18 protein-coding genes are annotated in these 20,247 nt (G+C 62.3%); 10 read left to right on the forward strand and 8 right to left on the reverse strand.

Translation table 11 applies throughout. From position 1 onward, the window contains the following. The first annotated feature begins 86 nt into the window (after positions 1 to 86). Both ACYCCG_RS05435 and ACYCCG_RS05440 read left to right on the forward strand, forming a co-directional pair. Entirely contained in the window at positions 87 to 374 is a 288-nt protein-coding gene (locus ACYCCG_RS05435) for a hypothetical protein (protein ID WP_459669656.1), read from the forward strand. 119 nt (positions 375 to 493) lie between these two features. Further along, the gene (locus ACYCCG_RS05440; RefSeq protein WP_010952506.1) at positions 494 to 1,099 is read left to right on the forward strand and encodes a flavin reductase family protein; all 606 of its coding nucleotides are present in this window, start codon (positions 494 to 496) and stop codon (positions 1,097 to 1,099) included. Here the strand turns inward: ACYCCG_RS05440 and ACYCCG_RS05445 are convergent, their stop codons facing one another. Together ACYCCG_RS05445 and ACYCCG_RS05450 are read right to left on the reverse strand one after the other, a co-directional pair. Beyond that, complete coding sequence (locus ACYCCG_RS05445; protein WP_014859143.1) at positions 1,100 to 1,366, reverse strand: hypothetical protein; 267 nt, start codon at positions 1,364 to 1,366, stop codon at positions 1,100 to 1,102. A gap of 16 nt (positions 1,367 to 1,382) precedes the next feature. After that, the gene (locus tag ACYCCG_RS05450; protein ID WP_209963738.1) at positions 1,383 to 1,676 is read right to left on the reverse strand and encodes a putative quinol monooxygenase; all 294 of its coding nucleotides are present in this window, start codon (positions 1,674 to 1,676) and stop codon (positions 1,383 to 1,385) included. Positions 1,677 to 1,878: 202 nt separating this feature from the next. Here ACYCCG_RS05450 and ACYCCG_RS05455 point away from each other — a divergent pair, with 202 nt between their 5' ends. Then, a complete protein-coding gene (locus ACYCCG_RS05455) occupies positions 1,879 to 2,799 on the forward strand; it encodes an AraC family transcriptional regulator (protein WP_176682652.1) in 921 nt (306 codons plus the stop codon). A 123-nt stretch (positions 2,800 to 2,922) separates the two neighbouring features. Here ACYCCG_RS05455 and ACYCCG_RS05460 read toward each other — a convergent pair whose 3' ends face one another. Continuing rightward, entirely contained in the window at positions 2,923 to 4,560 is a 1,638-nt protein-coding gene (locus ACYCCG_RS05460) for a 5-guanidino-2-oxopentanoate decarboxylase (RefSeq protein ID WP_339442996.1), read from the reverse strand. Between the two features lie 114 nt (positions 4,561 to 4,674). On the opposite strand from ACYCCG_RS05460, the gene ACYCCG_RS05465 reads away from it, so the two are divergent. Further along, on the forward strand, positions 4,675 to 5,550 hold the full coding sequence (locus tag ACYCCG_RS05465; RefSeq protein ID WP_209963733.1) for a LysR substrate-binding domain-containing protein: 876 nt from the start codon (positions 4,675 to 4,677) through the stop codon (positions 5,548 to 5,550). Positions 5,551 to 5,704: 154 nt separating this feature from the next. On the opposite strand, the gene ACYCCG_RS05470 is transcribed toward ACYCCG_RS05465, so the two are convergent. Continuing rightward, positions 5,705 to 6,574, reverse strand: coding sequence for an isocitrate lyase/PEP mutase family protein (locus ACYCCG_RS05470; protein ID WP_103463020.1), 870 nt, complete (start codon positions 6,572 to 6,574; stop codon positions 5,705 to 5,707). 382 nt (positions 6,575 to 6,956) lie between these two features. On the opposite strand from ACYCCG_RS05470, the gene ACYCCG_RS05475 reads away from it, so the two are divergent. Continuing rightward, the gene (locus ACYCCG_RS05475; protein ID WP_176682648.1) at positions 6,957 to 8,408 is read left to right on the forward strand and encodes a DHA2 family efflux MFS transporter permease subunit; all 1,452 of its coding nucleotides are present in this window, start codon (positions 6,957 to 6,959) and stop codon (positions 8,406 to 8,408) included. A gap of 117 nt (positions 8,409 to 8,525) precedes the next feature. Here the strand turns inward: ACYCCG_RS05475 and ttgR are convergent, their stop codons facing one another. Further along, the gene (gene ttgR, locus ACYCCG_RS05480; protein ID WP_209963730.1) at positions 8,526 to 9,158 is read right to left on the reverse strand and encodes a TetR family transcriptional regulator; all 633 of its coding nucleotides are present in this window, start codon (positions 9,156 to 9,158) and stop codon (positions 8,526 to 8,528) included. A gap of 256 nt (positions 9,159 to 9,414) precedes the next feature. On the opposite strand from ttgR, the gene ttgA reads away from it, so the two are divergent. The 5 genes from ttgA (at position 9,415) to ACYCCG_RS05505 (ending at position 17,604) form a co-directional block, all read left to right on the forward strand. Continuing rightward, positions 9,415 to 10,569, forward strand: coding sequence for a toluene efflux RND transporter periplasmic adaptor subunit TtgA (ttgA, locus tag ACYCCG_RS05485; protein WP_267273654.1), 1,155 nt, complete (start codon positions 9,415 to 9,417; stop codon positions 10,567 to 10,569). Positions 10,570 to 10,572: 3 nt separating this feature from the next. After that, positions 10,573 to 13,725 carry a multidrug efflux RND transporter permease subunit TtgB gene (gene ttgB, locus ACYCCG_RS05490; protein WP_459669661.1) on the forward strand — a complete coding sequence of 1,051 codons (3,153 nt, stop codon included), beginning with the start codon at positions 10,573 to 10,575 and terminating at the stop codon, positions 13,723 to 13,725. After that, positions 13,722 to 15,176, forward strand: a complete 1,455-nt coding sequence (locus tag ACYCCG_RS05495) for an AdeC/AdeK/OprM family multidrug efflux complex outer membrane factor (RefSeq protein ID WP_339442998.1) — start codon at positions 13,722 to 13,724, stop codon at positions 15,174 to 15,176. Before ttgB ends, ACYCCG_RS05495 begins: the two co-directional genes overlap by 4 nt. Positions 15,177 to 15,581: 405 nt before the next feature. Continuing rightward, a complete protein-coding gene (locus tag ACYCCG_RS05500) occupies positions 15,582 to 16,838 on the forward strand; it encodes an OprD family porin (RefSeq protein WP_209963727.1) in 1,257 nt (418 codons plus the stop codon). 241 nt (positions 16,839 to 17,079) lie between these two features. Further along, positions 17,080 to 17,604 (forward strand): Mpo1 family 2-hydroxy fatty acid dioxygenase, encoded by a 525-nt coding sequence (locus ACYCCG_RS05505; protein ID WP_459669664.1) that lies wholly within the window; start codon positions 17,080 to 17,082, stop codon positions 17,602 to 17,604. An 82-nt stretch (positions 17,605 to 17,686) separates the two neighbouring features. Here the strand turns inward: ACYCCG_RS05505 and pcaC are convergent, their stop codons facing one another. The 3 genes from pcaC to ACYCCG_RS05520 are packed head-to-tail and all read right to left on the reverse strand — an operon-like array spanning position 17,687 to position 20,245. Next, entirely contained in the window at positions 17,687 to 18,079 is a 393-nt protein-coding gene (pcaC, locus tag ACYCCG_RS05510) for a 4-carboxymuconolactone decarboxylase (protein ID WP_010952489.1), read from the reverse strand. 10 nt (positions 18,080 to 18,089) lie between these two features. Further along, complete coding sequence (gene pcaD / locus ACYCCG_RS05515) at positions 18,090 to 18,881, reverse strand: 3-oxoadipate enol-lactonase (protein ID WP_459669666.1); 792 nt, start codon at positions 18,879 to 18,881, stop codon at positions 18,090 to 18,092. 11 nt (positions 18,882 to 18,892) lie between these two features. Continuing rightward, a complete protein-coding gene (locus ACYCCG_RS05520; RefSeq protein WP_392460430.1) occupies positions 18,893 to 20,245 on the reverse strand; it encodes a 3-carboxy-cis,cis-muconate cycloisomerase in 1,353 nt (450 codons plus the stop codon). Positions 20,246 to 20,247: the final 2 nt, after the last annotated feature.

Genomic DNA, 20,247 nt, shown 5'->3' on the forward strand with positions numbered 1-20,247 from the left:
TGTTTTTTGCTCTTTTTAATCAAATTATTCGGCGTAGGATTAAAACCATAGAAACAAACAACTCACAAACCCCTGGAGCAACGACCATGAAAAACAAACTGATCCTTACCCTGGCCCTCTCGGTTTTCGCAGCTGGCGCCTTCGCCGAAGATGGCTTCGACCGGACCGACGCTCACACCTTTGCCGCGGCTCAAACCCAGCCCGCCAGCTACGCTGAAGACGGCTTCGATCGCACCGGCGGCCAACGCTTCGCCGAAGACGGCTTCGATCGCACCGGCGGCCAACGCTTCGCCGAAGACGGCTTTGATCGCACCGGCGGCCAACGTTTTGCCGAAGATGGCTTCAACCGCACCAACGCGCACCGCATCAGCTGATACCTGATTGCGAGCACCCAGCCCGGCTTCGGCCGGGCTTGATCATTTGCACGCGAGCTCAGGCTTGGCACACTAGGCACCTTGTCCACCAGGAGGTAGGGCCAACAAGGCCAGCACAGATGTATTACTACGAACCCGCCAAAGGCCACGGCCTGCCGCACGACCCGTTCAATGCCATCGTCGGTCCCCGCCCGATCGGCTGGATCTCCTCTCAGGACCGCGAAGGCCGCCTGAACCTGGCGCCTTACAGCTTCTTCAATGCGTTCAACTACATCCCGCCGATCATCGGTTTCTGCAGCGTCGGGCGCAAAGACAGCCTGAACAACATCGAGCAGACCGGTGAGTTCGTCTGGAACCTGGCCACCCGCCCCCTGGCCGAGCAAATGAACCTGAGCTGCGCACCGGTTGCTGCCGAAGTAAACGAATTCGAATTGAGCGGCCTCACTGCCGCACCGTCGAGCATCGTCAAGGTGCCGCGCGTGGGTGAAACGCCGGTAGCCTTCGAGTGCAAGGTCAGCCAGATCGTCCAGCTCAAGCGCGCCGACCAGGAACAGGTGCCCAGCTGGCTTATCCTCGGGGAAGTGGTGGCGGTGCACATTGCCGAACACCTGCTGAACAACGGCATCTACGATACCGCTGCCGCCGAGCCTATTCTGCGGGGGGGTGGCCCGGCGGATTATTTCGAGCTGGGCAACCTGTTCAAGATGGCCCGGCCACCGGCCTGATCACCAGACCAGCTCACCCTCTTCGCTGACGCCCTGCAGGCGTTGCAGCTCGGCGGTGGCCGCTTCGTCGGCGGCCACGGCGCCCTTGAACACCTGCCCGTCGAGAACCTTGTGAAAGCGCGGTGCGCCGCCCATACCCAAGGCTTTGACCGCGATGGCTGCGTTGTAGCCGCCACCTTCCACCGGCACCATCGCCGATACCGCTTCGAAATGAGTGAATTCCCTACGTGCCATGTTGCTGTCCGCGTGATTGAACAAGGGCGTCACTTTACCTCATCCACGCTCAATCGAAGGTATGCAAGTCCAGGCTGCTGACCACCTGGGCCTGCACCAGCTCACCGAACACCTCCAGTGTCGGCGAAGCAAAGTAACCACTCATCGCCTGCTGGTCCTGCCAGCTTCCGCTGAGCAACCACAGGTCAGCATCAGCCTGCGAACGCTGCACGGTAAAACTCAGGCAACCCGGTGTACGCCGCGAGGGCTCAAGCAGGTCACGCAGGCGCGCGCCCAGCTCTGCCGAGCGCCCGCTGCTGGCACGGATGAAAGCAAGGTGGGTGACCGGTTGGTTAAGGGTCATTGCACAATCTCCTTGAAGCAGGCGGACGGAAAAGCCAGGCTGCCAAGGTTAGGCGCTCACCCGCGCGGCGCGTTAGGCCATTACTGCACGTCGATTGCCTGATCCTGCAGCGCGGCAGGATCAGGCAATCGACATGCAGCTTTCGACTAGCGCCCGTCTTTGCCCAAACCTATGCTGCGTCGGTCAGCAGAGGAAAGCCATCATGACCACCGCCACGTCCACCGAACCGACCCTGGAACTGCAGCGCCTGGAGCTGGCCGAGCTGATCAACCGCCACGCGGGCGAGCCCCATGGCCCGGCATCGGCCATCGATGACCTGCACCTGGTGCGCTACACCGAAAATGTGCGTTCTGTGCCCACCCTGGCGCAGCCTGCCCTGTGCATCCTTGCCCAAGGCAGCAAAAGCCTGTTCCTGGGTGACGAGCAGTACGCCTACGACCCACTGCATTACATGGTCGTTTCGGTGACCTTGCCGCTCAGTGCCGTGAGGCTGGATGCCAGCCCCGAGAACCCAAGCCTGGGCCTGCGCATGGACCTGGACCCGGCCGAGATCAGCCAACTGATCGCCGAGAGCGGACCGATGCTGGTACCCAATCGACCTTCCGGCCGTGGTTTGTACGTGGAAAGGACAGATGCCGCATTGCTCGATGCCCTGCTGCGGTTGCTGCGCCTGCTTGACACCCCCCGCGATATCGCAATGCTGGCGCCGCTGTTCCGCCGCGAGATTCTCTACCGCCTGCTGCGTGGGCCGCAGGGTTACCGGCTGTATGAAATTGCCTTGGCCAACAGCCAGACCCATCGGGTTTGCCAGGCCATCACCTGGCTCAACAACAACTTCCAACAGCCGCTGCGTATCGAGGACCTGGCACGTGAGGTCAACCTCAGCACCTCGACCTTGCACCACCGCTTCAAGGCGGTGACCTCGATGAGCCCATTGCAGTACCAGAAGCAACTGCGCCTGCAGGAAGCCCGGCGACTGATGTTGAACGACGGGCTGGAGGCGGCGGTGGCGGCTTATCGGGTGGGTTATGAAAGCCCGTCGCAGTTCAGCCGTGAATACAGCCGGCTTTACGGCGCGCCGCCGATTCGTGATGTGGCTCGGTTGCGGGCTACTGCGGTCTGAAGCTCAACATTCGCCTGCACCGGCGCTTTCGCGGGTAAACCCGCTCCTACAGGTTTTTGCACAGATGCGAAAATTGCGCGCTGCCTGCAGGCGCGAGAGGCCGATACAGGCAATCGCAATGCTTCAACCCAACACCGCGGCCTGCCACTGATTCTGATCCACCTGAATCAAGGTCGGCCCCGTGCGCTCCACCGCTTGCCCGAGCGCGGCCTGCAATTGGGCGATATCGGCCACGTTCTCTGCTGCCGCGCCCAACGCCCGCGCCACGCCGATGAAATCCGGGGTATGGATATCCACCCCGACCGGCTCGATCGCCCGATTGACCATGTATTTCTTGATTTCCTCGTACCCCTGGTTATTCCACAGCAGTACGATCAGCGGGACCTGCGCCTCCACTGCACTGGCCAGTTCCGGCAGGGTGAACTGCAAACCACCATCACCAATCAGGCACACCGCCGGGGCGCGTTCGACGGCCTGCTCGGCACTGCCCAACCAGGCGCCCATGGCTGCTGGCAACGCGTAACCCAAAGTGCCGTAACCGGTCGAGGCGTTGAACCAGCGGCGTGGCTGCTCCATGTCAAGTGTCAGGTTGCCGGTGTACACAGGTTGGGTCGAGTCGCCCACCAGAATCGCATTCGGCAGGCGCTCTAGTATGGCGCTCAGCAAGCGCGTCTGGCTCAGGGTGGGCTGGTCCCAGTCTGCCGCCAGGACCTTGCGCAGATTGGCCACGCGGGCCACGCCCCAAGTGCTTTCGTACACTGGCTGCGGCTGGGCTTGCAGGGCACCGAGCAGCGCTTCGGCAGCCAGCTCGGCATCGGCTACCAGCGCCAGCTCCGGCAGATAATTGCGCACGGTCTGGTCCGGGTCGATGTCAATGCGCAGCAGACTGCCCGGGATCTCGAAGCCTCCCTTGAAGGTCACGTCATAATCGGTTTCGGCCAGTTCGGTGCCGATCGCCAGCACCACGTCAGCCTCGGCCACCAGCGCCCGTGTGGCCGGTAACGACTGGGTCGAGCCGATCTGCAATGGGTGGCTGGCAGGCAGCAAGCCTTTGGCATTGATGGTCAGCGCCACCGGGGCCTGAAGGTGTTCGGCCAGGCGTGCCAGCGCAGCGCCCGCAGCCAACGCCCCGCCACCGGCCAGAATCAGCGGCCGACGTGCACTGGCCAGTCGCTCAGCCATCTGCGCCACGGCCTGAGGTGCAGCCCCTGCCCGACTACCCCGTACAGGGCGTCCCGGCAGCAGGAAGTCGGCCGGTTCAACCAGCACATCGAGCGGGATTTCGATATGTACCGGACGCGGCCGGGCACTGTCGAACACGGCAAATGCCCGGGCCAGCACTTGCGGCAAGTCGGCTGCACTCATCAAAGTGTGGGAAAACGCTGCCACACCCGATACCAGCGCCGCTTGGTTGGGCAGCTCGTGCAGCTTGCCACGGCCACCGCCCAACTGGTCACGGGACTGCACGCTGGAAATCACCAGCATCGGGATCGAGTCGGCATAGGCCTGGCCCATGGCAGTGGTGATATTGGTCATGCCCGGCCCGGTGATAATGAAGCACACCCCGGGTTTGCCGCGGGTGCGCGCATAGCCGTCAGCCATGAACCCGGCACCTTGCTCATGACGTGGGGTGATGTGGCGAATGGAAGAGCCCGCCAGGCCACGATAGAGCTCCACGGTATGTACACCGGGGATGCCGAAGACATGATCGACGCCATAGCCTTCAAGGAGTTTGACCAGTACTTCGCCGCAGGTTGCCATCAGGGATCACCATGAATCGTGTTGGGGTATGCCCTTATTGGACCCAAGCCACGGCTATCGCCACAATGTAAAAAAACACATACTAGCCATGTCCTGTGATCATGGCTTACTGCAATGAAACGCCTCCCGCCCCTGCCTGCCCTGCACACGTTTCTGGTCACCGCCCAGCAGTGCAACTTCACCCGCGCCGGGCAGCAGTTGCACATCACCCAAGGCGCTGTCAGCCGCCAGATTGCATCCCTCGAAGAACACCTGGGTTATGCCCTGTTCAAGCGCGAGGCACGCGGGTTAAGCCTGACCCGTGAAGGCCTGGACTGGCTGCCGCGGGTGCAGCAGGTGTTCGCGCTGATCGAACAAGGGGTGCGCGAAGTGGGCGAGCACAGCACCACCCTGCAGCTCAAGGCCCCCACCTGTGTGATGCGTTGGCTGCTGCCGCGCCTGATGGAATGGCAGGCACTGCGCCCGGATGTGCCGGTTGAGCTGACCACGACCGTGCAGCACGGGGTGGATTTGCGTCGCGAGGGCTTCGATGCAGCGGTGGTCTATGGCAATGCGCCAAACCACGGGCTACACGTGCGCAAACTGTTCGATGAGCAACTGACCCCGGTGTGCGCACCGTCACTGCGTGAAGGGCCAGTGCCGTTGCAGCAGGTGGAAGACCTGGCCAGGCACATGCTGCTGCACCCCTCGCGGGATGAACACGACTGGCGGTTGTGGTTGCAGGCGGCTGGAGTGACGCTGGCCACACATGGACCCAAACAGCATTTCGAGACACTGGACATGGCGATGGCCATGGCTTCGCAGGGCACAGGGGTGGCGATCGGTGACTGGTCGCTGATTGGCGATGACCTGCGCGGTGGGCGGTTGTGCATGCCGTTTGCGCTGAAGGTGCTGACGGGCAAGGGGTATTACCTGGTGAGCCAGGCCAGAAGCTTGCCGCCGGGGTTGCTCGAATTACTGGACTGGCTGGAGGGCCAGGCCAGCCTGTGACAGCCCTTTCGCGGGGTCGCCCACAGGTATGCACATGCCTTGGGATCTGTGCGGTACCAGTGGGAGCGGGCATGCCCGCGAAGCAGGCGACTCAATGGCCGACTGTGGAGTGCAACCTTGAGCGCCGTCCGTTGAATGGACGGCGCCCTGCCGATCACTCTTCGACGCTCATGTATTCCTTGGCCCAGCGAATGTAGTCTTCAGGCTGGGTGTAGGTGTGCGAGAGTTCGGTGGCACTGAGGTTTTCCGACTTGTTCTGCCGGCCACGCTGCAGCCGCAGGCAGTCGTAAGTGGCCTTGATCGCGGCAAAGTAAGCCGCATGGCCATCGACCACGATGCGCACGCCCAGACGCGCCAGGCGTTCGTCATCGCGCAGGTTCGGGTTGCCATAGGTGACCAGCATCAGCGGCACCGTCAGGTGCTCGGCAATCTGCTCGAGCTGCTCGAAGTCCTTGACCCCTACCATGCAAATACCATCAGCGCCCGCCTTCTGGTAGCTCTGGGTACGCACGATGATTTCTTCGGTGCTGAGTACGCCCGCGTTGGTACGGGCAATGATCGACAGGGACGAATCGACTCGTGCCTCCAGCGCCGCGCGGATCTTGCCAACCCCCTCCTCGACCGGGATCAGGTCGGTAGACTTGCGCCCGAACTGGGCAGGCAGCAGGGTGTCCTCGATGGTCAGCGCGGCCACACCGGCGCGCTCCAGTTCGGTCACCGTGCGCATCACGTTCAGTGCGTTGCCATAGCCGTGGTCGGCGTCGGCCAGTACCGGCAGTTGCGCGACCCGACCAATGCGGGTGGCCTGCTCGACGAACTCGCTGAGGGTGATCAGAGCGAAGTCCGGAGCAGCCAACACCTGCAACGAGGCGACCGAACCGCCGAGGATACCGACTTCGAAGCCCAGGTCTGCGGCAATGCGTGCCGACATCGGGTCGAACACCGAGGCAGTGTGGAAACAGGAACCTGAAGCGAGCAGCTCGCGGAAGGCAAAACGCAGATCTTGGTGGGAAGCCTTGGGCATGATCACTCCGCAATAATGTTGAAATTTGAACGGTAACTACCGACCCCTGTAATCGGGTCTACCTGACCTGTTCCAACCGTCGCCATCTGGGCGGTCATGCTCGACATGCAGGCAGAGGAATAAAAGGTGTGGGAGACAGTGGACTGAAAAACCTGCGGCAATATGTTGCACCAAGCTGGTGCAAGCCCCGGATTTCAGCCTCTGTGGCATACCAACGATATCACGCAGCCATGCAGCACTGGATGAATGCGCCAATGCCGATATTGCATAGGGGATGCAGATAGTACATAGGAAGCTACCTAACTCAGGGTACAATTCGGGGGCTTCTGTGAGAGCAGGCTTGCCCGCGAAGAGGCTGCCATAGACAAAACAAGGTATTCCCGTGACCGCCGCCCTGCCCCCCACCTCCCTGCGCAACGTGCTCACCGCCCTCATGCTCGCCATCTTCCTTGGCGCTCTGGACCAGACCATCGTCGCCGTCTCGCTGCCCGCCATCTCGGCACAGTTCAGCGATGTCGGCATGCTGGCCTGGGTCATTTCCGGGTACATGGTGGCAATGACCGTGGCCGTGCCGATCTACGGCAAACTGGGCGACCTTTATGGCCGGCGCCGGATGATCCTCACCGGCATCAGCCTGTTCACCCTGGCCTCCATTGCCTGCGCCATGGCCCAGGACATGCCGCAACTGGTGCTGGCCCGGGTACTGCAGGGTATCGGCGCAGGCGGCATGGTCTCGGTGAGCCAGGCAATCATTGGCGACTTCGTGCCCCCACGCGAACGCGGCCGCTACCAGGGCTACTTCAGCAGCATGTACGCCGCGGCCAGCGTGGCTGGGCCAGTGCTGGGCGGCTGGTTGACCGAGTACCTGTCGTGGCGCTGGGTGTTCTGGATCAACCTGCCGCTGGGGCTGGTCGCCTTGTGGGCCATACGCCGTGCGCTCGGCAGCATGCCGGTGCAGCGTCGCGAGGCACAGGTGGACTACCTTGGCGCCATGCTATTGATTCTCGGCCTTGGCAGCCTGCTGCTGGGCATTACCATGGTGGGCCAGGGCCACACCTGGGCCGACCCGGCCGTGCTGGCGCTGTTCGGCTGCGCCCTGCTTGGCCTCACGCTTTTCATCGCCCACGAACGGCGCTGCCCGGAGCCGCTGCTGCCGCTCAGCCTGTTCAGCAACCGAGTGGCAGTGCTGTGCTGGGCAGTGATCTTTTTCGCCAGTTTCCAGTCCATTTCCCTGACCATGCTCATGCCCTTGCGTTACCAAGGCATCACCGGCGCCGGTGCCGACAGCGCCGCCCTGCACCTGCTGCCGCTGGCCATGGGGCTGCCCATGGGCGCCTTCACAGGAGGCCGCATGACCAGCCGGACCGGGCGCTACAAGCCGCAGATCCTGGCCGGTGCACTGCTGATGCCAGTGGCCATTTTCGCGATGGCACTGACTCCGCCGCAATCCGCGTTGCTCGCTGCGCTGTTCATGCTGCTGACCGGCATAGCCTGCGGGCTGCAATTCCCGACCTCGCTGGTGGGCACACAAAGCGCGGTGGCCAGCAAGGACATCGGCGTGGCCACCAGCACCACCAACCTGTTCCGTTCGCTGGGCGGAGCCATGGGCGTGGCGTGCATGTCCAGCCTGTTGCTGGCACTGCTGCATCAGGGTGGTTTCGAACTGTCGGTCAATCCGTTGCTGGGGAGCTTGAAGGCCGCAGAGGTGGACCTGGTGACTCAGGGACGGTTGCTGGAGACGTTCAGACAACTGTTGATGGGGAGTGCGCTTGTCGCGGTGCTGGGCCTGTTTGCGGCATTCGCTCTACCCGACCGGCAATTGCGCGGCCGCTGAAAGTTGCGCAATCGCTGCAAGAGCCGCCTTGTGCTGCGCACAGCCGCAAGGCAGCCGCGCCCTTAATCCCCCCTTAACACAAACGGGAAACACTCCCTCACAATCCTTCACAAAGTGTCATTTGCGCAGAGCCGGGCTCAAGCGCAGCATATCCAGCCCGGTGTCGACCCATTTTTCGACATCACCCAACAAATCGACACTGTCAGGCAGCAAGAGCCAGCGCCCGATCAGGCCATCGACATAGGCAAACAGGGCCACCGCCGCGCGCTCGACATCCAGCTCGCCAGGCAACTGGCCCCGGCGTACGGCATTGGCCAGCGCCAGGGTGATGCCCTTGTGGCAATCCAGCACCGCACACTGGCGCTGCTGGCGAATTTCACACATATCATCGGTGAACTCGCACTTGTGATGCAGGATTTCATTGATACGACGGGTTCGGGCATCGAGCACCAGCTCGTTGAACACCTGCAACAGCAGCTTGCGCATGCAGCCAAGCGGGTCGACTTCATCCTCGCTTTCGCTAGCGCGCGCCAAATGGTCATGGGTCTCGTGCAGGCTGTCGAGCAACGCCTGCACCAGCTCGGCCTTGTTATTGAAGTGCCAGTAGATCGCCCCCCGCGTCACACCCGCCAGTTCGGCGATGTCGGCCAGGGTGGTTCGCGCAACCCCGCGCTTGTAGAAAGCCCTTTCCGCCGCCTCGATGATCTGGGCGCGGGTTTCCTGGGCTTCTTCTTTGGTTCTACGGACCATGGCAGTACAACCTCATCTGGCCCGAACGCGCAGCGCGTGCGGGAAACGCTCCGGGGAACCTCTGCAGGGGCCTCTCGGATGAGCTAATCAAACGCTGAGGCAGTACCGGAGTACAGCCCAGCAGTATTTACAAACAACCATGAATGTAAGTATATTTCTTAGCAAGCTATTTATCCACCGGATAGCATTTTTTCCAGATCAAGATCTCTTCCATTACTCTTGAGCGTCTCCCTGCTCCAGCGACCCGAGGATCCTCATGCAATTCAAGCCAGCCGTTACCGCTCTGGTTTCCGCCGTCGCCCTGGCAACACTGCTCAGTGGCTGTAAGAAAGAAGAAGCAGCGCCAGCGGCGCAGGCTCCTCAGGTCGGCGTCGTGACCATCCAGCCGCAAGCCTTCACCCTCACCTCGGAATTGCCGGGGCGTACCAGTGCCTACCGCGTCGCCGAAGTGCGCCCGCAGGTCAACGGCATCATCCTCAAGCGCCTGTTCAAGGAAGGCAGTGAGGTCAAGGAAGGCCAGCAGTTGTATCAGATCGACCCTGCCGTGTACGAAGCCACCCTGGCCAATGCCAAGGCCAACCTGCTGGCTACACGCTCGCTGGCCGAACGCTACAAGCAACTGATTGACGAACAGGCCGTCTCCAAACAGGAATATGACGACGCCAATGCCAAACGATTGCAGGCCGAGGCTTCGCTCAAGAGCGCACAGATCGACCTGCGCTACACCAAGGTTCTGGCGCCGATCAGCGGCCGTATCGGCCGTTCTTCGTTCACCGAAGGTGCACTGGTGAGCAATGGTCAGACCGATGCCATGGCCACCATCCAGCAGCTCGACCCTATTTATGTCGACGTTACCCAGTCCACCGCCGAGCTGCTCAAGTTGCGCCGTGACCTGGAAAGCGGTCAGTTGCAGAAGGCTGGCAACAACGCCGCCTCGGTTCAGTTGGTGCTGGAGGACGGCAGCCTGTTCAAACAGGAAGGCCGCCTGGAATTCTCCGAAGTCGCGGTCGACGAGACCACAGGCTCTGTGACCCTGCGCGCCCTGTTCCCCAACCCCGATCACACCCTGCTGCCAGGCATGTTCGTGCATGCGCGGCTCAAGGCCGGTGTCAACGCCAACGCCATCCTGGCACCGCAACAAGGCGTGACCCGCGACCTCAAGGGCGCACCAACCGCCCTGGTGGTCAACCAGGAGAACAAGGTCGAACTGCGCCAGCTCAAGGCGAGCCGCACCTTGGGTAGCGACTGGCTGATCGAGGAAGGCCTCAACCCGGGTGACCGCCTGATCACCGAAGGGCTGCAGTACGTGCGCCCGGGCGTCGAGGTGAAGGTCAGCGAAGCCACCAACGTCAAGAAGCCGGCCGGCCCTGTTCAGGCCAACGCGGCGAAAGCAGACGCCAAAGCGGAGTAAACCATGTCGAAGTTCTTTATCGATCGCCCGATCTTCGCCTGGGTGATCGCGTTGGTGATCATGCTGGTCGGGGCCTTGTCGATCCTGAAGTTGCCGATCAACCAGTACCCCAGTATCGCGCCGCCGGCCATCGCCATCGCCGTGACCTACCCGGGCGCCTCGGCGCAAACCGTGCAGGACACCGTGGTGCAGGTGATCGAGCAGCAGCTCAACGGTATCGACAACCTGCGTTATGTGTCGTCGGAAAGTAACTCCGACGGCAGCATGACCATTACCGCCACCTTCGAACAGGGCACCAACCCCGACACCGCGCAGGTACAGGTACAGAACAAGCTGAACCTGGCCACCCCACTGCTGCCGCAGGAAGTGCAGCAGCAAGGTATCCGCGTCACCAAAGCAGTGAAGAACTTCCTGCTGGTGATCGGCCTGGTCTCCGAAGACGGCAGCATGACCAAGGACGACCTGGCCAACTACATCGTCTCGAACATGCAGGACCCGATCTCGCGTACTGCGGGTGTGGGTGACTTCCAGGTGTTCGGTGCGCAGTACGCCATGCGTATCTGGCTCGATCCGGCCAAGCTGAACAAGTTCCAGCTGACCCCGGTCGACGTCAAGACCGCCGTGGCCGCACAGAACGTGCAGGTGTCCTCCGGCCAGCTCGGCGGCCTGCCAGCCCTGCCGGGCACCCAGCTGAACGCCACCATCATCGGCAAGACCCGCCTGCAAACCGCCGAGCAGTTCGAGAATATCCTGCTGAAGGTCAACAAAGACGGTTCACAGGTGCGTCTGGGTGACGTCGCCCAAGTGGGCCTGGGGGGTGAAAACTACGCAGTCAGCGCCCAGTTCAACGGCAAGCCGGCTTCCGGCCTGGCGGTAAAACTGGCAACCGGCGCCAACGCCCTGGACACCGCCAAGGCACTGCGCCAGACCATCGCCGACCTGGAACCGTTCTTCCCGCCTGGAGTGAAAGCGGTATTCCCGTATGACACCACCCCAGTGGTCACCGAATCGATCAGCGGCGTGATCCACACCCTGATCGAAGCCGTGGTTCTGGTGTTCCTGGTGATGTACCTGTTCCTGCAGAACTTCCGCGCCACCATCATCACCACCATGACCGTACCGGTCGTATTGCTGGGTACCTTCGGCATCCTTGCCGCCGCGGGCTTCAGCATCAACACCCTGACCATGTTCGCCATGGTCCTGGCCATCGGCTTGCTGGTGGATGACGCCATCGTCGTGGTGGAGAACGTCGAGCGGGTAATGTCCGAGGAAGGCTTGCCGCCCAAGGAGGCTACCAAGCGCTCGATGGAACAGATCCAGGGTGCCTTGGTGGGTATCGCCCTGGTGCTCTCGGCCGTACTGCTGCCCATGGCGTTCTTCGGCGGCTCCACGGGTGTGATCTACCGGCAGTTCTCCATCACCATCGTCTCGGCCATGGGCCTGTCGGTGCTGGTTGCGCTTATCTTCACCCCGGCGCTCTGCGCTACCATGCTCAAGCCGCTGAAGAAGGGCGAGCACCACACCGCCAAAGGCGGGTTCTTCGGCTGGTTCAACCGCAACTTCGACCGCAGCGTCAATGGCTACGAGCGCAGTGTAGGCACCATCCTGCGCAACAAGGTGCCATTCCTGCTGGCCTATGCGCTGATCGTGGTCGGCATGATCTGGCTGTTCGCCCGCATCCCTACCGCGTTCCTCCCGGAAGAAGACCAGGGCGTACTGTTCGCCCAGGTGCAGACCCCGGCCGGCTCCAGCGCCGAGCGTACACAGGCTGTGGTCGACCAGATGCGCGAATACCTGCTCAAGGACGAAGCCGATACCGTATCGTCGGTATTCACCGTCAACGGTTTCAACTTCGCAGGCCGCGGCCAGAGCTCGGGCATGGCATTCATCATGCTCAAACCATGGGATGAACGCTCGAAGGAGAACAGCGTGTTCGCCCTGGCACAGCGTGCCCAGCAGCACTTCTTCACCTTCCGCGATGCAATGGTGTTCGCCTTCGCCCCGCCAGCGGTGCTTGAACTGGGTAACGCCACCGGCTTCGACGTGTTCCTTCAGGACCGCGGCGGTGTCGGCCACGAGAAGTTGATGGAGGCGCGCAACCAGTTCCTGGCCAAAGCCGCGCAGAGCAAGATCCTCAGCGCCGTGCGACCGAACGGCCTGAACGATGAACCGCAGTACCAGCTGACCATTGATGACGAACGTGCCAGCGCCTTGGGCGTGACCATTGCCGACATCAACAACACCCTGTCGATTGCGCTGGGCGCCAGCTACGTCAACGACTTCATCGACCGTGGCCGGGTCAAGAAGGTGTACATCCAGGGCGAACCAAGCGCGCGGATGAGCCCGGAAGACCTGCAAAAATGGTACGTGCGCAACGGCGCAGGCGAGATGGTGCCGTTCTCCTCCTTCGCCAAAGGCGAATGGACCTACGGCTCGCCAAAGCTGTCGCGTTACAACGGTGTCGAAGCGATGGAGATCCTCGGTGCACCGGCGCCTGGCTACAGTACCGGTGAAGCCATGGCCGAGGTCGAGCGCATTGCTGGCGAGCTGCCAAGCGGTATCGGCTTCTCCTGGACCGGCATGTCCTACGAGGAAAAACTCTCCGGCTCGCAGATGCCGGCGCTGTTCGCTCTCTCGGTACTGTTCGTGTTCCTGTGCCTGGCAGCCCTGTACGAAAGCTGGTCGATCCCGATCGCCGTGGTGCTGGTAGTACCGTTGGGTATCATCGGTGCACTGATCGCCGCCAGCCTGCGCGGCCTGTCCAACGACGTGTACTTCCTGGTTGGCCTGTTGACCACCATCGGTCTTGCGGCGAAAAACGCCATTCTGATCGTCGAGTTCGCCAAGGAGCTGCACGAACAAGGCCGTAGCCTGTACGACTCAGCGATCGAAGCGTGCCGCATGCGTCTGCGCCCGATCATCATGACCTCGCTGGCGTTCATCCTGGGCGTGGTGCCGTTGACCATCGCCAGCGGCGCCGGCGCCGGCAGCCAGCACGCCATCGGTACTGGCGTGATCGGCGGCATGATCAGTGCGACCGTGCTGGCTATCTTCTGGGTACCACTGTTCTTCGTCGCAGTGTCGTCGCTGTTCGGCAGCAAAGAGCCGGAAAAAGACGTCACCCCTGAAAATCCACGTTATGAGGCTGGGCAATGACCAAGTCTTTGTTGTCCCTGGCGGTAACCGCTTTCATTCTTGGCGGCTGCTCGCTGATCCCTGACTACCAGACCCCGGAAGCGCCGGTGGCTGCGCAGTGGCCACAAGGCCCTGCCTATTCGCCGACGCAATCGGCGGATGTCGCCGCTGCTGAACAGGGCTGGCGTCAGTTCTTCCACGACCCAGCGCTGCAACAGCTGATCCAGACCGCGCTGGTCAATAACCGCGACCTGCGCGTTGCGGCGCTGAACCTCGACGCCTACCGTGCGCAATACCGCATTCAGCGCGCCGACCTGTTCCCGGCGGTTTCGGCCACCGGCAGCGGCAGCCGCCAGCGTGTCCCGGCGAACATGTCGCAAACAGGTGAATCTGGCATCACCAGCCAGTACTCGGCCACTTTGGGCGTCAGCGCCTACGAGCTGGACCTGTTCGGCCGCGTGCGCAGCCTGACCGAGCAGGCCCTGGAAACCTACCTCTCCAGCGAGCAGGCGCGTCGTTCCACGCAGATCGCCCTGGTAGCCAGCGTGGCCAACGCCTACTACACCTGGCAGGCCGACCAGGCCCTGTTCAAGCTGACCGAAGAAACGCTGAAGACCTACGAGGAAAGCTACAACCTCACCCGTCGCAGCAATGAAGTCGGCGTGGCCTCGGCCCTGGACGTCAGCCAGGCGCGCACCGCCGTGGAAGGCGCCCGGGTCAAGTACTCGCAGTACCAGCGCCTGGTCGCCCAGGACGTCAACAGCCTGACTGTGCTGCTGGGTACCGGCATTCCTGCCGACCTGGCCAAGCCGCTGGCGCTCGATGACGACCAACTGGCCGAAGTACCGGCCGGCCTGCCATCGGATATCCTCCAGCGTCGCCCGGACATTCAGGAAGCCGAGCACCTGCTCAAGGCCGCCAACGCCAACATTGGCGCAGCCCGCGCAGCGTTCTTCCCGAGCATCAGCCTGACCGCCAACGCCGGCAGCCTGAGCCCCGACATGGGCCACCTGTTCGCGGGCGGCCAGGGCACCTGGCTGTTCCAGCCGCAGATCAACCTGCCGATCTTCAACGCCGGCAGCCTGAAAGCCAGCCTGGACTACTCGAAAATCCAGAAGGACATCAACGTCGCCAAGTACGAAAAAACCATCCAGACGGCCTTCCAGGAAGTCTCCGATGGCCTGGCGGCGCGCAAGACCTTCGACGAGCAGTTGCAAGCCCAGCGCGACCTGGTGCAGGCAAACCAGGACTACTACCGCCTGGCCGAACGCCGCTACCGCATCGGGATTGACAGCAACCTGACCTTCCTCGACGCCCAACGCAACCTGTTCAGTGCCCAGCAAGCACTGATCGGAGACCGCCTGTCGCAGCTGACCAGCGAGGTCAACCTGTACAAGGCGCTCGGCGGTGGCTGGTACGAGCAGACCGGGCAGGCCAACCAGCAAGCATCGGTGGAAACACCGAAAGGCTGATCGGCCTTGTTACAGCACAAGCCCACCCTTAGCGGTGGGCTTTGCTTTTTTACTGCCTGTGCCGGCCAGTATCCCCTGGTGATTCACCGTCGCAGCCACCACCGTATTCGCGGGTGAACCCGCTCCTACACTGATCGGTGGTGGACACATATCGGTGGTTGGGCGCAAGCCGTTGTAGGAGCGGGTTTACCCGCGAAGAGGCCAGCACAGGAGACTTATTAACCAACCAGAACATTCCGTTCGATTATCGCCCCGTTCCGTTTGCGGCGAATTGCCTCACCCCCGCACAACCCCGCACCATCCCCCCCACGCAACGTTGCCCAAGTTCATCAAAAAACACCCGCACCTGCAGGCCCGATCCCGCAGTGCACTGGCTCGACCATAAAAACAAGAGATTCACGACAGATGAGCATTTCGCTACCCGCACGCCAGCTGCTGCCCGGCCTGCTGGCCATGTCCTGCGCCCTCCCCGTGTTCGCCGCCAACGAAGGTGGTTTCATCGAGGACGCCAAGGCCAACCTCAACCTGCGCAACTTCTACATCAACCGCAACTTCGTCGACCCGGCCCACCCACAGGGCAAGGCCGAGGAATGGACGCAAAGCTTCATCCTTGATGCCCGCTCCGGTTTCACCCAGGGTACGGTCGGCTTCGGCGTGGACGTACTGGGGCTGTACTCGGTCAAGCTCGACGGCGGCAGAGGCACCACCAACACTCACTTGCTACCTGTGCATGACGACGGGCGCCCGGCCGATGACTTCGGCAGGCTGGGTGTGGCGCTGAAAGCCAAGCTGTCCGAAACCGAGCTGAAAGTCGGTGAATGGATGCCGGTACTGCCAATCCTGCGTTCAGACGATGGTCGCTCGTTGCCGCAAACCTTCCGCGGTGGTCAACTGACCTCCAGGGAAATCGCCGGCCTGACCCTGTACGCCGGCCAGTTCCGCGGCAATAGCCCGCGCAACGATGCCAGCATGGAAGACATGTCGCTCAACGGCAAAGCTGCCTTCACCTCCGACCGTTTCAACTTTGGCGGCGGTGAGTACAGCTTCAACGACAAGCGCACCATGATCGGCCTGTGGGATGCCCAGCTCAAGGACATCTACCGCCAGCAGTACCTCAACCTGACGCACAGCCAGCCGCTGGGCGACTGGACGCTGGGCGCCAACCTGGGCTACTTCATCGGCAAGGAAGATGGCGCCGAACGTGCCGGCAAGCTGGACAACCGCACCGCCTCCGCCCTGCTTTCAGCGCGCTACCAAGGCCACACTTTTTACGTTGGCCTGCAGAAGGTCAGCGGCGATGACGCCTGGATGCGGGTCAATGGCACCAGTGGCGGTAGCCTGGCCAACGACAGTTACAATTCAAGCTTCGACAATGCCAAGGAGCGTTCCTGGCAGGTTCGCCATGACTTCAACTTCGCCGCCGTCGGCGTACCCGGCCTGACCCTGATGAACCGTTATATCAAGGGTGAAAACGTCACCGCGGGCAGCGTGGACGATGGCAAGGAATGGGCGCGGGAAACAGAGCTGGCCTATGTGGTGCAGTCGGGCAGCTTCAAGGACCTGTCGGTGAAATGGCGCAACTCGACCATGCGTCGCGACTTCAGCACCAACGCGTTCGATGAGAATCGCTTGATTGTGAGTTACCCGCTGAACCTTCTGTGAATCGAATGGCCTCTTCGCGGATGAACACGCGAAGAGGCCAGATGCCCCTCAAGTGACCTAAAGCTATAAACATTCATGCACCTTCTTTGAGGGCATGATTTGCTACAGCTGAATAAAACCCTGCCATGAATTTGCCAGTGCGAGCTGCCGCCATTCGCTGAGATGATGATAGTGGCGACTGCAGGCTATCCTGATCACTATCCGCTACAGGTGAAACCAAGCTGAACAGGGAGGCACAACAATGAAAACCCTCGTCGACCACCTGAGCCAATACGCCAACTATCACCGCGACCCGCGCAACATCTTCACCCACTTCATCGGCATCCCCATGATCGTGCTGGCAGTCACCATCCTGCTGTCACGTCCAGGCTGGGAGATAGCTGGCATCTGGCTGTCCCCCGCCCTGCTGGCAGCGGCGGCGTCGGTGTGGTTCTACCTGCGCCTGGACCTGCGCTTCGGGCTGGTGATGGGGCTGTTGCTGGGCCTGTGCCTGTGGGTCGGTGAGGCGCTGGCAGTGCAGTCGACAACACTATGGCTCGGCGCCGGGCTGGGGGCGTTCGTGGTGGGCTGGATCATCCAGTTCATCGGCCACTACTACGAAGGCCGCAAACCGGCATTTGTCGACGATGTGAGCGGCCTGATCATCGGGCCATTGTTCGTGGTGGCGGAAGCTGCGTTCATGCTGGGCCTGCGCCCGACACTGAAGCATGCCGTGGAAACCAAAGCCGGCCCGGTTGCCATGCGGGAGAAAAAGGCGTCGGTGTAAGGGCCATTGCGGGCAAGCTCCCTGCCACAGGTCTGCAGGGTTATGCAGGACCTGTGGCAAGGAGCTTGCCCGCGAACACGATTTACTGGCGCGACTCTACGCCAAGTTCATCCCACACCGACTCAGCCAGGTGGAACGTGGCATTGGCCGCCGGAATGCCGCAGTAGATCGCGCTCTGCATCAGCACTTCCTTGATCTCGTCGCGGGTCACGCCATTGTTGGCCGCCGCACGCAGGTGCAGCTTCAGCTCGTCGTTGCGGTTCATGCCGATCAGCATGGCGATGGTGATCAGGCTGCGGGTATGACGCGGCAGCCCCGGGCGGGTCCAGATGTCACCCCAGGCGTGGCGGGTGATCATTTCCTGAAACTCGCCATTGAAGTCGTTGAGCTTCTCCAGGCTGCGGTCCACATGGGCATCGCCCAGCACTGCGCGGCGCACTTGCATGCCAGCGTCGTAACGTTGTTTCTCGTCCATGGCGTTGTCCTCAGTGAGCCAGCAGGAAATCGAGCACGCGGCGGCTGAAGGCCTCGCCAACCTCGACGTTGGACAGGTGCGCCGCCGGGAAGTCGACGTACTCGGCACCTTGGATACCGGCCTGCATGAAGCGGCCATGCACAGGGGTGGTCACTACGTCTTCAGTACCGGCAACGATCAGCGCGGGCACCTGGATGCGGCCCAGTTGCTCACGATAATCAGCGTCACGTACCGCTGCGCAGTTGCCGGCATAGCCTTGCGGGCTGGTTTGCGCCAGCATCTGGCAGATACGCTGAGCTTGCTCCGACTGTGCCTGGGCAAAACCTGGGGTGAACCAGCGGGCGATGGAGGCATCGCGCAGGTCGACCATGGCCTGCTGGCCACCTTTGAGCACAGTGTCGATACGGGTGTTCCACACCTCGTCGTTGGCGATCTTGGCGGCCGTGTTGCACAGGGTCAGGCTGCGCAGGCGCTCACCTGCATTGATGCCCAGCCACTGGCCGATCAGGCCACCCATCGACAGGCCGACGAAGTGAGCTTTCTGGATGTCCAGACCATCGAGCAGGGCCAGCACGTCTCGGCCCAGCTGTTCGATGCTGTAAGGGCCTTCAGTGACCAGCGATGCACCGTGACCGCGGGTGTCGTAGCGCAGCACCCGGAAGTGCTGGCTCCAGAGCGGAATCTGGGTGTCCCACATGCCCAGGTCGGTACCCAGCGAGTTGGACAGGACCAGCACCGGGGCGTCTTCCGGGCCATCGATCTGGTAATTCAAAACGCCATCGGCCAGTTGCAAGTGCGCCACAGCAGTCTCCTTCAGGCAGTAAAACGTTGATGTTCGGATACGGCGCGCGCCACCCAGACGCGGGCCTGGCCCAGATAATGGGCAGGGTCGAGCAGGCGATCGAGTTCTTCGCCAGACAGCTCGGCGCTGACCTGCGGTTCGTCACCCAGCACGGCACGCAAGTGCCGCTGTTCGGCCACCGCGCGCTGGCAGCATTGTTCCAGCAGGTGGTGGGCACGGTCGCGCCCCAGCCGCTGGGCAAGGACGATGCTCACCGCTTCGGCCAGCACCAGACCTTGTGTCAGGTCGAGGTTACGGCGCATGCGCGCGGCATCCACCTCCATGCCCTCGGCAATCATTTGAGCCTGGCGCAGGGCGCCAGAGACCAGGCAGCAGATATCCGGCAGGGTTTCCCACTCGGCATGCCATAGGCCCAGGCTGCGTTCGTGCTCCTGGGGCATGGCCGCGAACAGCGTCGACAGCAGACCCGGCACGCGGGTTGCGGCACCGATCAATACGGCGGCCCCCACCGGATTGCGCTTGTGTGGCATGGTCGAAGAACCACCTTTACCCGGCGCAGAAGGCTCAAACACCTCCCCCGCCTCGGTTTGCATCAGCAGGCTGATATCGCGACCGAACTTACCCAGGCTGCCGGCAACCAGGCCCAGTACCGAGGCAAACTCCACCAGGCGGTCACGCTGGGTGTGCCAGGGCTGTTCGGGCAGGGACAGCTTGAGCTGTTCGGCCAGCGCTTCGGCCACCGGCATCGCCTTGCTGCCCAAGGCCGCCAGGCTGCCCGAGGCACCGCCGAATTGCAGGACCAGCAGGCGCGGGCGCAATTCCTGCAGGCGCTGACGGTGGCGGGTCAAAGCGCCCAGTACACCGGCCAGCTTCATGCCCAGGGTCACCGGGGTAGCATGCTGCAACCAGGTACGCCCCACCAGTGGCGTATCGGCATGCTTCAACGCCTGCTGCGACAGGGTATCAGCCAGCTTGCCGAGGTCGGCCTCGATCAAGTCCAGAGCATCGCGCAACTGCAGAACCAGACCGGTGTCCATCGCATCCTGGCTGGTGGCCCCGAGGTGCACATAGCGCTCAGCTTCAGGCACGCCAGTGGCGATCACCTTGCCCAACGCTTTCACCAACGGAATTGCCGAGTTACCCGCGGTGGCAATGGCATTGGCCAGCGCGCCAACGTCATAGCGCTCGGCCTGGCAGGCCGCCTCGATGGCCGCCACCGCGCTGTGCGGGACCAAACCGGTAGAGGCTTCGGCACGGGCAAGCGCTGCTTCGAAATCCAGCATGCCCTGCAGGCGGCCACGGTCGGAGAAAATCTCGCGCATGGCCGGCGCGGTGAAATAGGCGTCGAACAGTTGGTTGCTCATGC

Source organism: Pseudomonas sp. VEM90 (assembly GCF_054611535.1).

Coding starts and splice junctions, on each gene's coding strand:
- ACYCCG_RS05435 (WP_459669656.1), top strand. CDS start 87: ATGAAAAACAAACTGATCCTTACCCTGGCCCTCTCGGTTTTCGCAGCT.
- ACYCCG_RS05440 (WP_010952506.1), top strand. CDS start 494: ATGTATTACTACGAACCCGCCAAAGGCCACGGCCTGCCGCACGACCCG.
- ACYCCG_RS05450 (WP_209963738.1), bottom strand. CDS start 1,676: ATGACCCTTAACCAACCGGTCACCCACCTTGCTTTCATCCGTGCCAGC.
- ACYCCG_RS05455 (WP_176682652.1), top strand. CDS start 1,879: ATGACCACCGCCACGTCCACCGAACCGACCCTGGAACTGCAGCGCCTG.
- ACYCCG_RS05460 (WP_339442996.1), bottom strand. CDS start 4,560: ATGGCAACCTGCGGCGAAGTACTGGTCAAACTCCTTGAAGGCTATGGC.
- ACYCCG_RS05465 (WP_209963733.1), top strand. CDS start 4,675: ATGAAACGCCTCCCGCCCCTGCCTGCCCTGCACACGTTTCTGGTCACC.
- ACYCCG_RS05470 (WP_103463020.1), bottom strand. CDS start 6,574: ATGCCCAAGGCTTCCCACCAAGATCTGCGTTTTGCCTTCCGCGAGCTG.
- ttgR (WP_209963730.1), bottom strand. CDS start 9,158: ATGGTCCGTAGAACCAAAGAAGAAGCCCAGGAAACCCGCGCCCAGATC.
- ttgA (WP_267273654.1), top strand. CDS start 9,415: ATGCAATTCAAGCCAGCCGTTACCGCTCTGGTTTCCGCCGTCGCCCTG.
- ttgB (WP_459669661.1), top strand. CDS start 10,573: ATGTCGAAGTTCTTTATCGATCGCCCGATCTTCGCCTGGGTGATCGCG.
- ACYCCG_RS05495 (WP_339442998.1), top strand. CDS start 13,722: ATGACCAAGTCTTTGTTGTCCCTGGCGGTAACCGCTTTCATTCTTGGC.
- ACYCCG_RS05500 (WP_209963727.1), top strand. CDS start 15,582: ATGAGCATTTCGCTACCCGCACGCCAGCTGCTGCCCGGCCTGCTGGCC.
- ACYCCG_RS05505 (WP_459669664.1), top strand. CDS start 17,080: ATGAAAACCCTCGTCGACCACCTGAGCCAATACGCCAACTATCACCGC.
- pcaC (WP_010952489.1), bottom strand. CDS start 18,079: ATGGACGAGAAACAACGTTACGACGCTGGCATGCAAGTGCGCCGCGCA.
- ACYCCG_RS05520 (WP_392460430.1), bottom strand. CDS start 20,245: ATGAGCAACCAACTGTTCGACGCCTATTTCACCGCGCCGGCCATGCGC.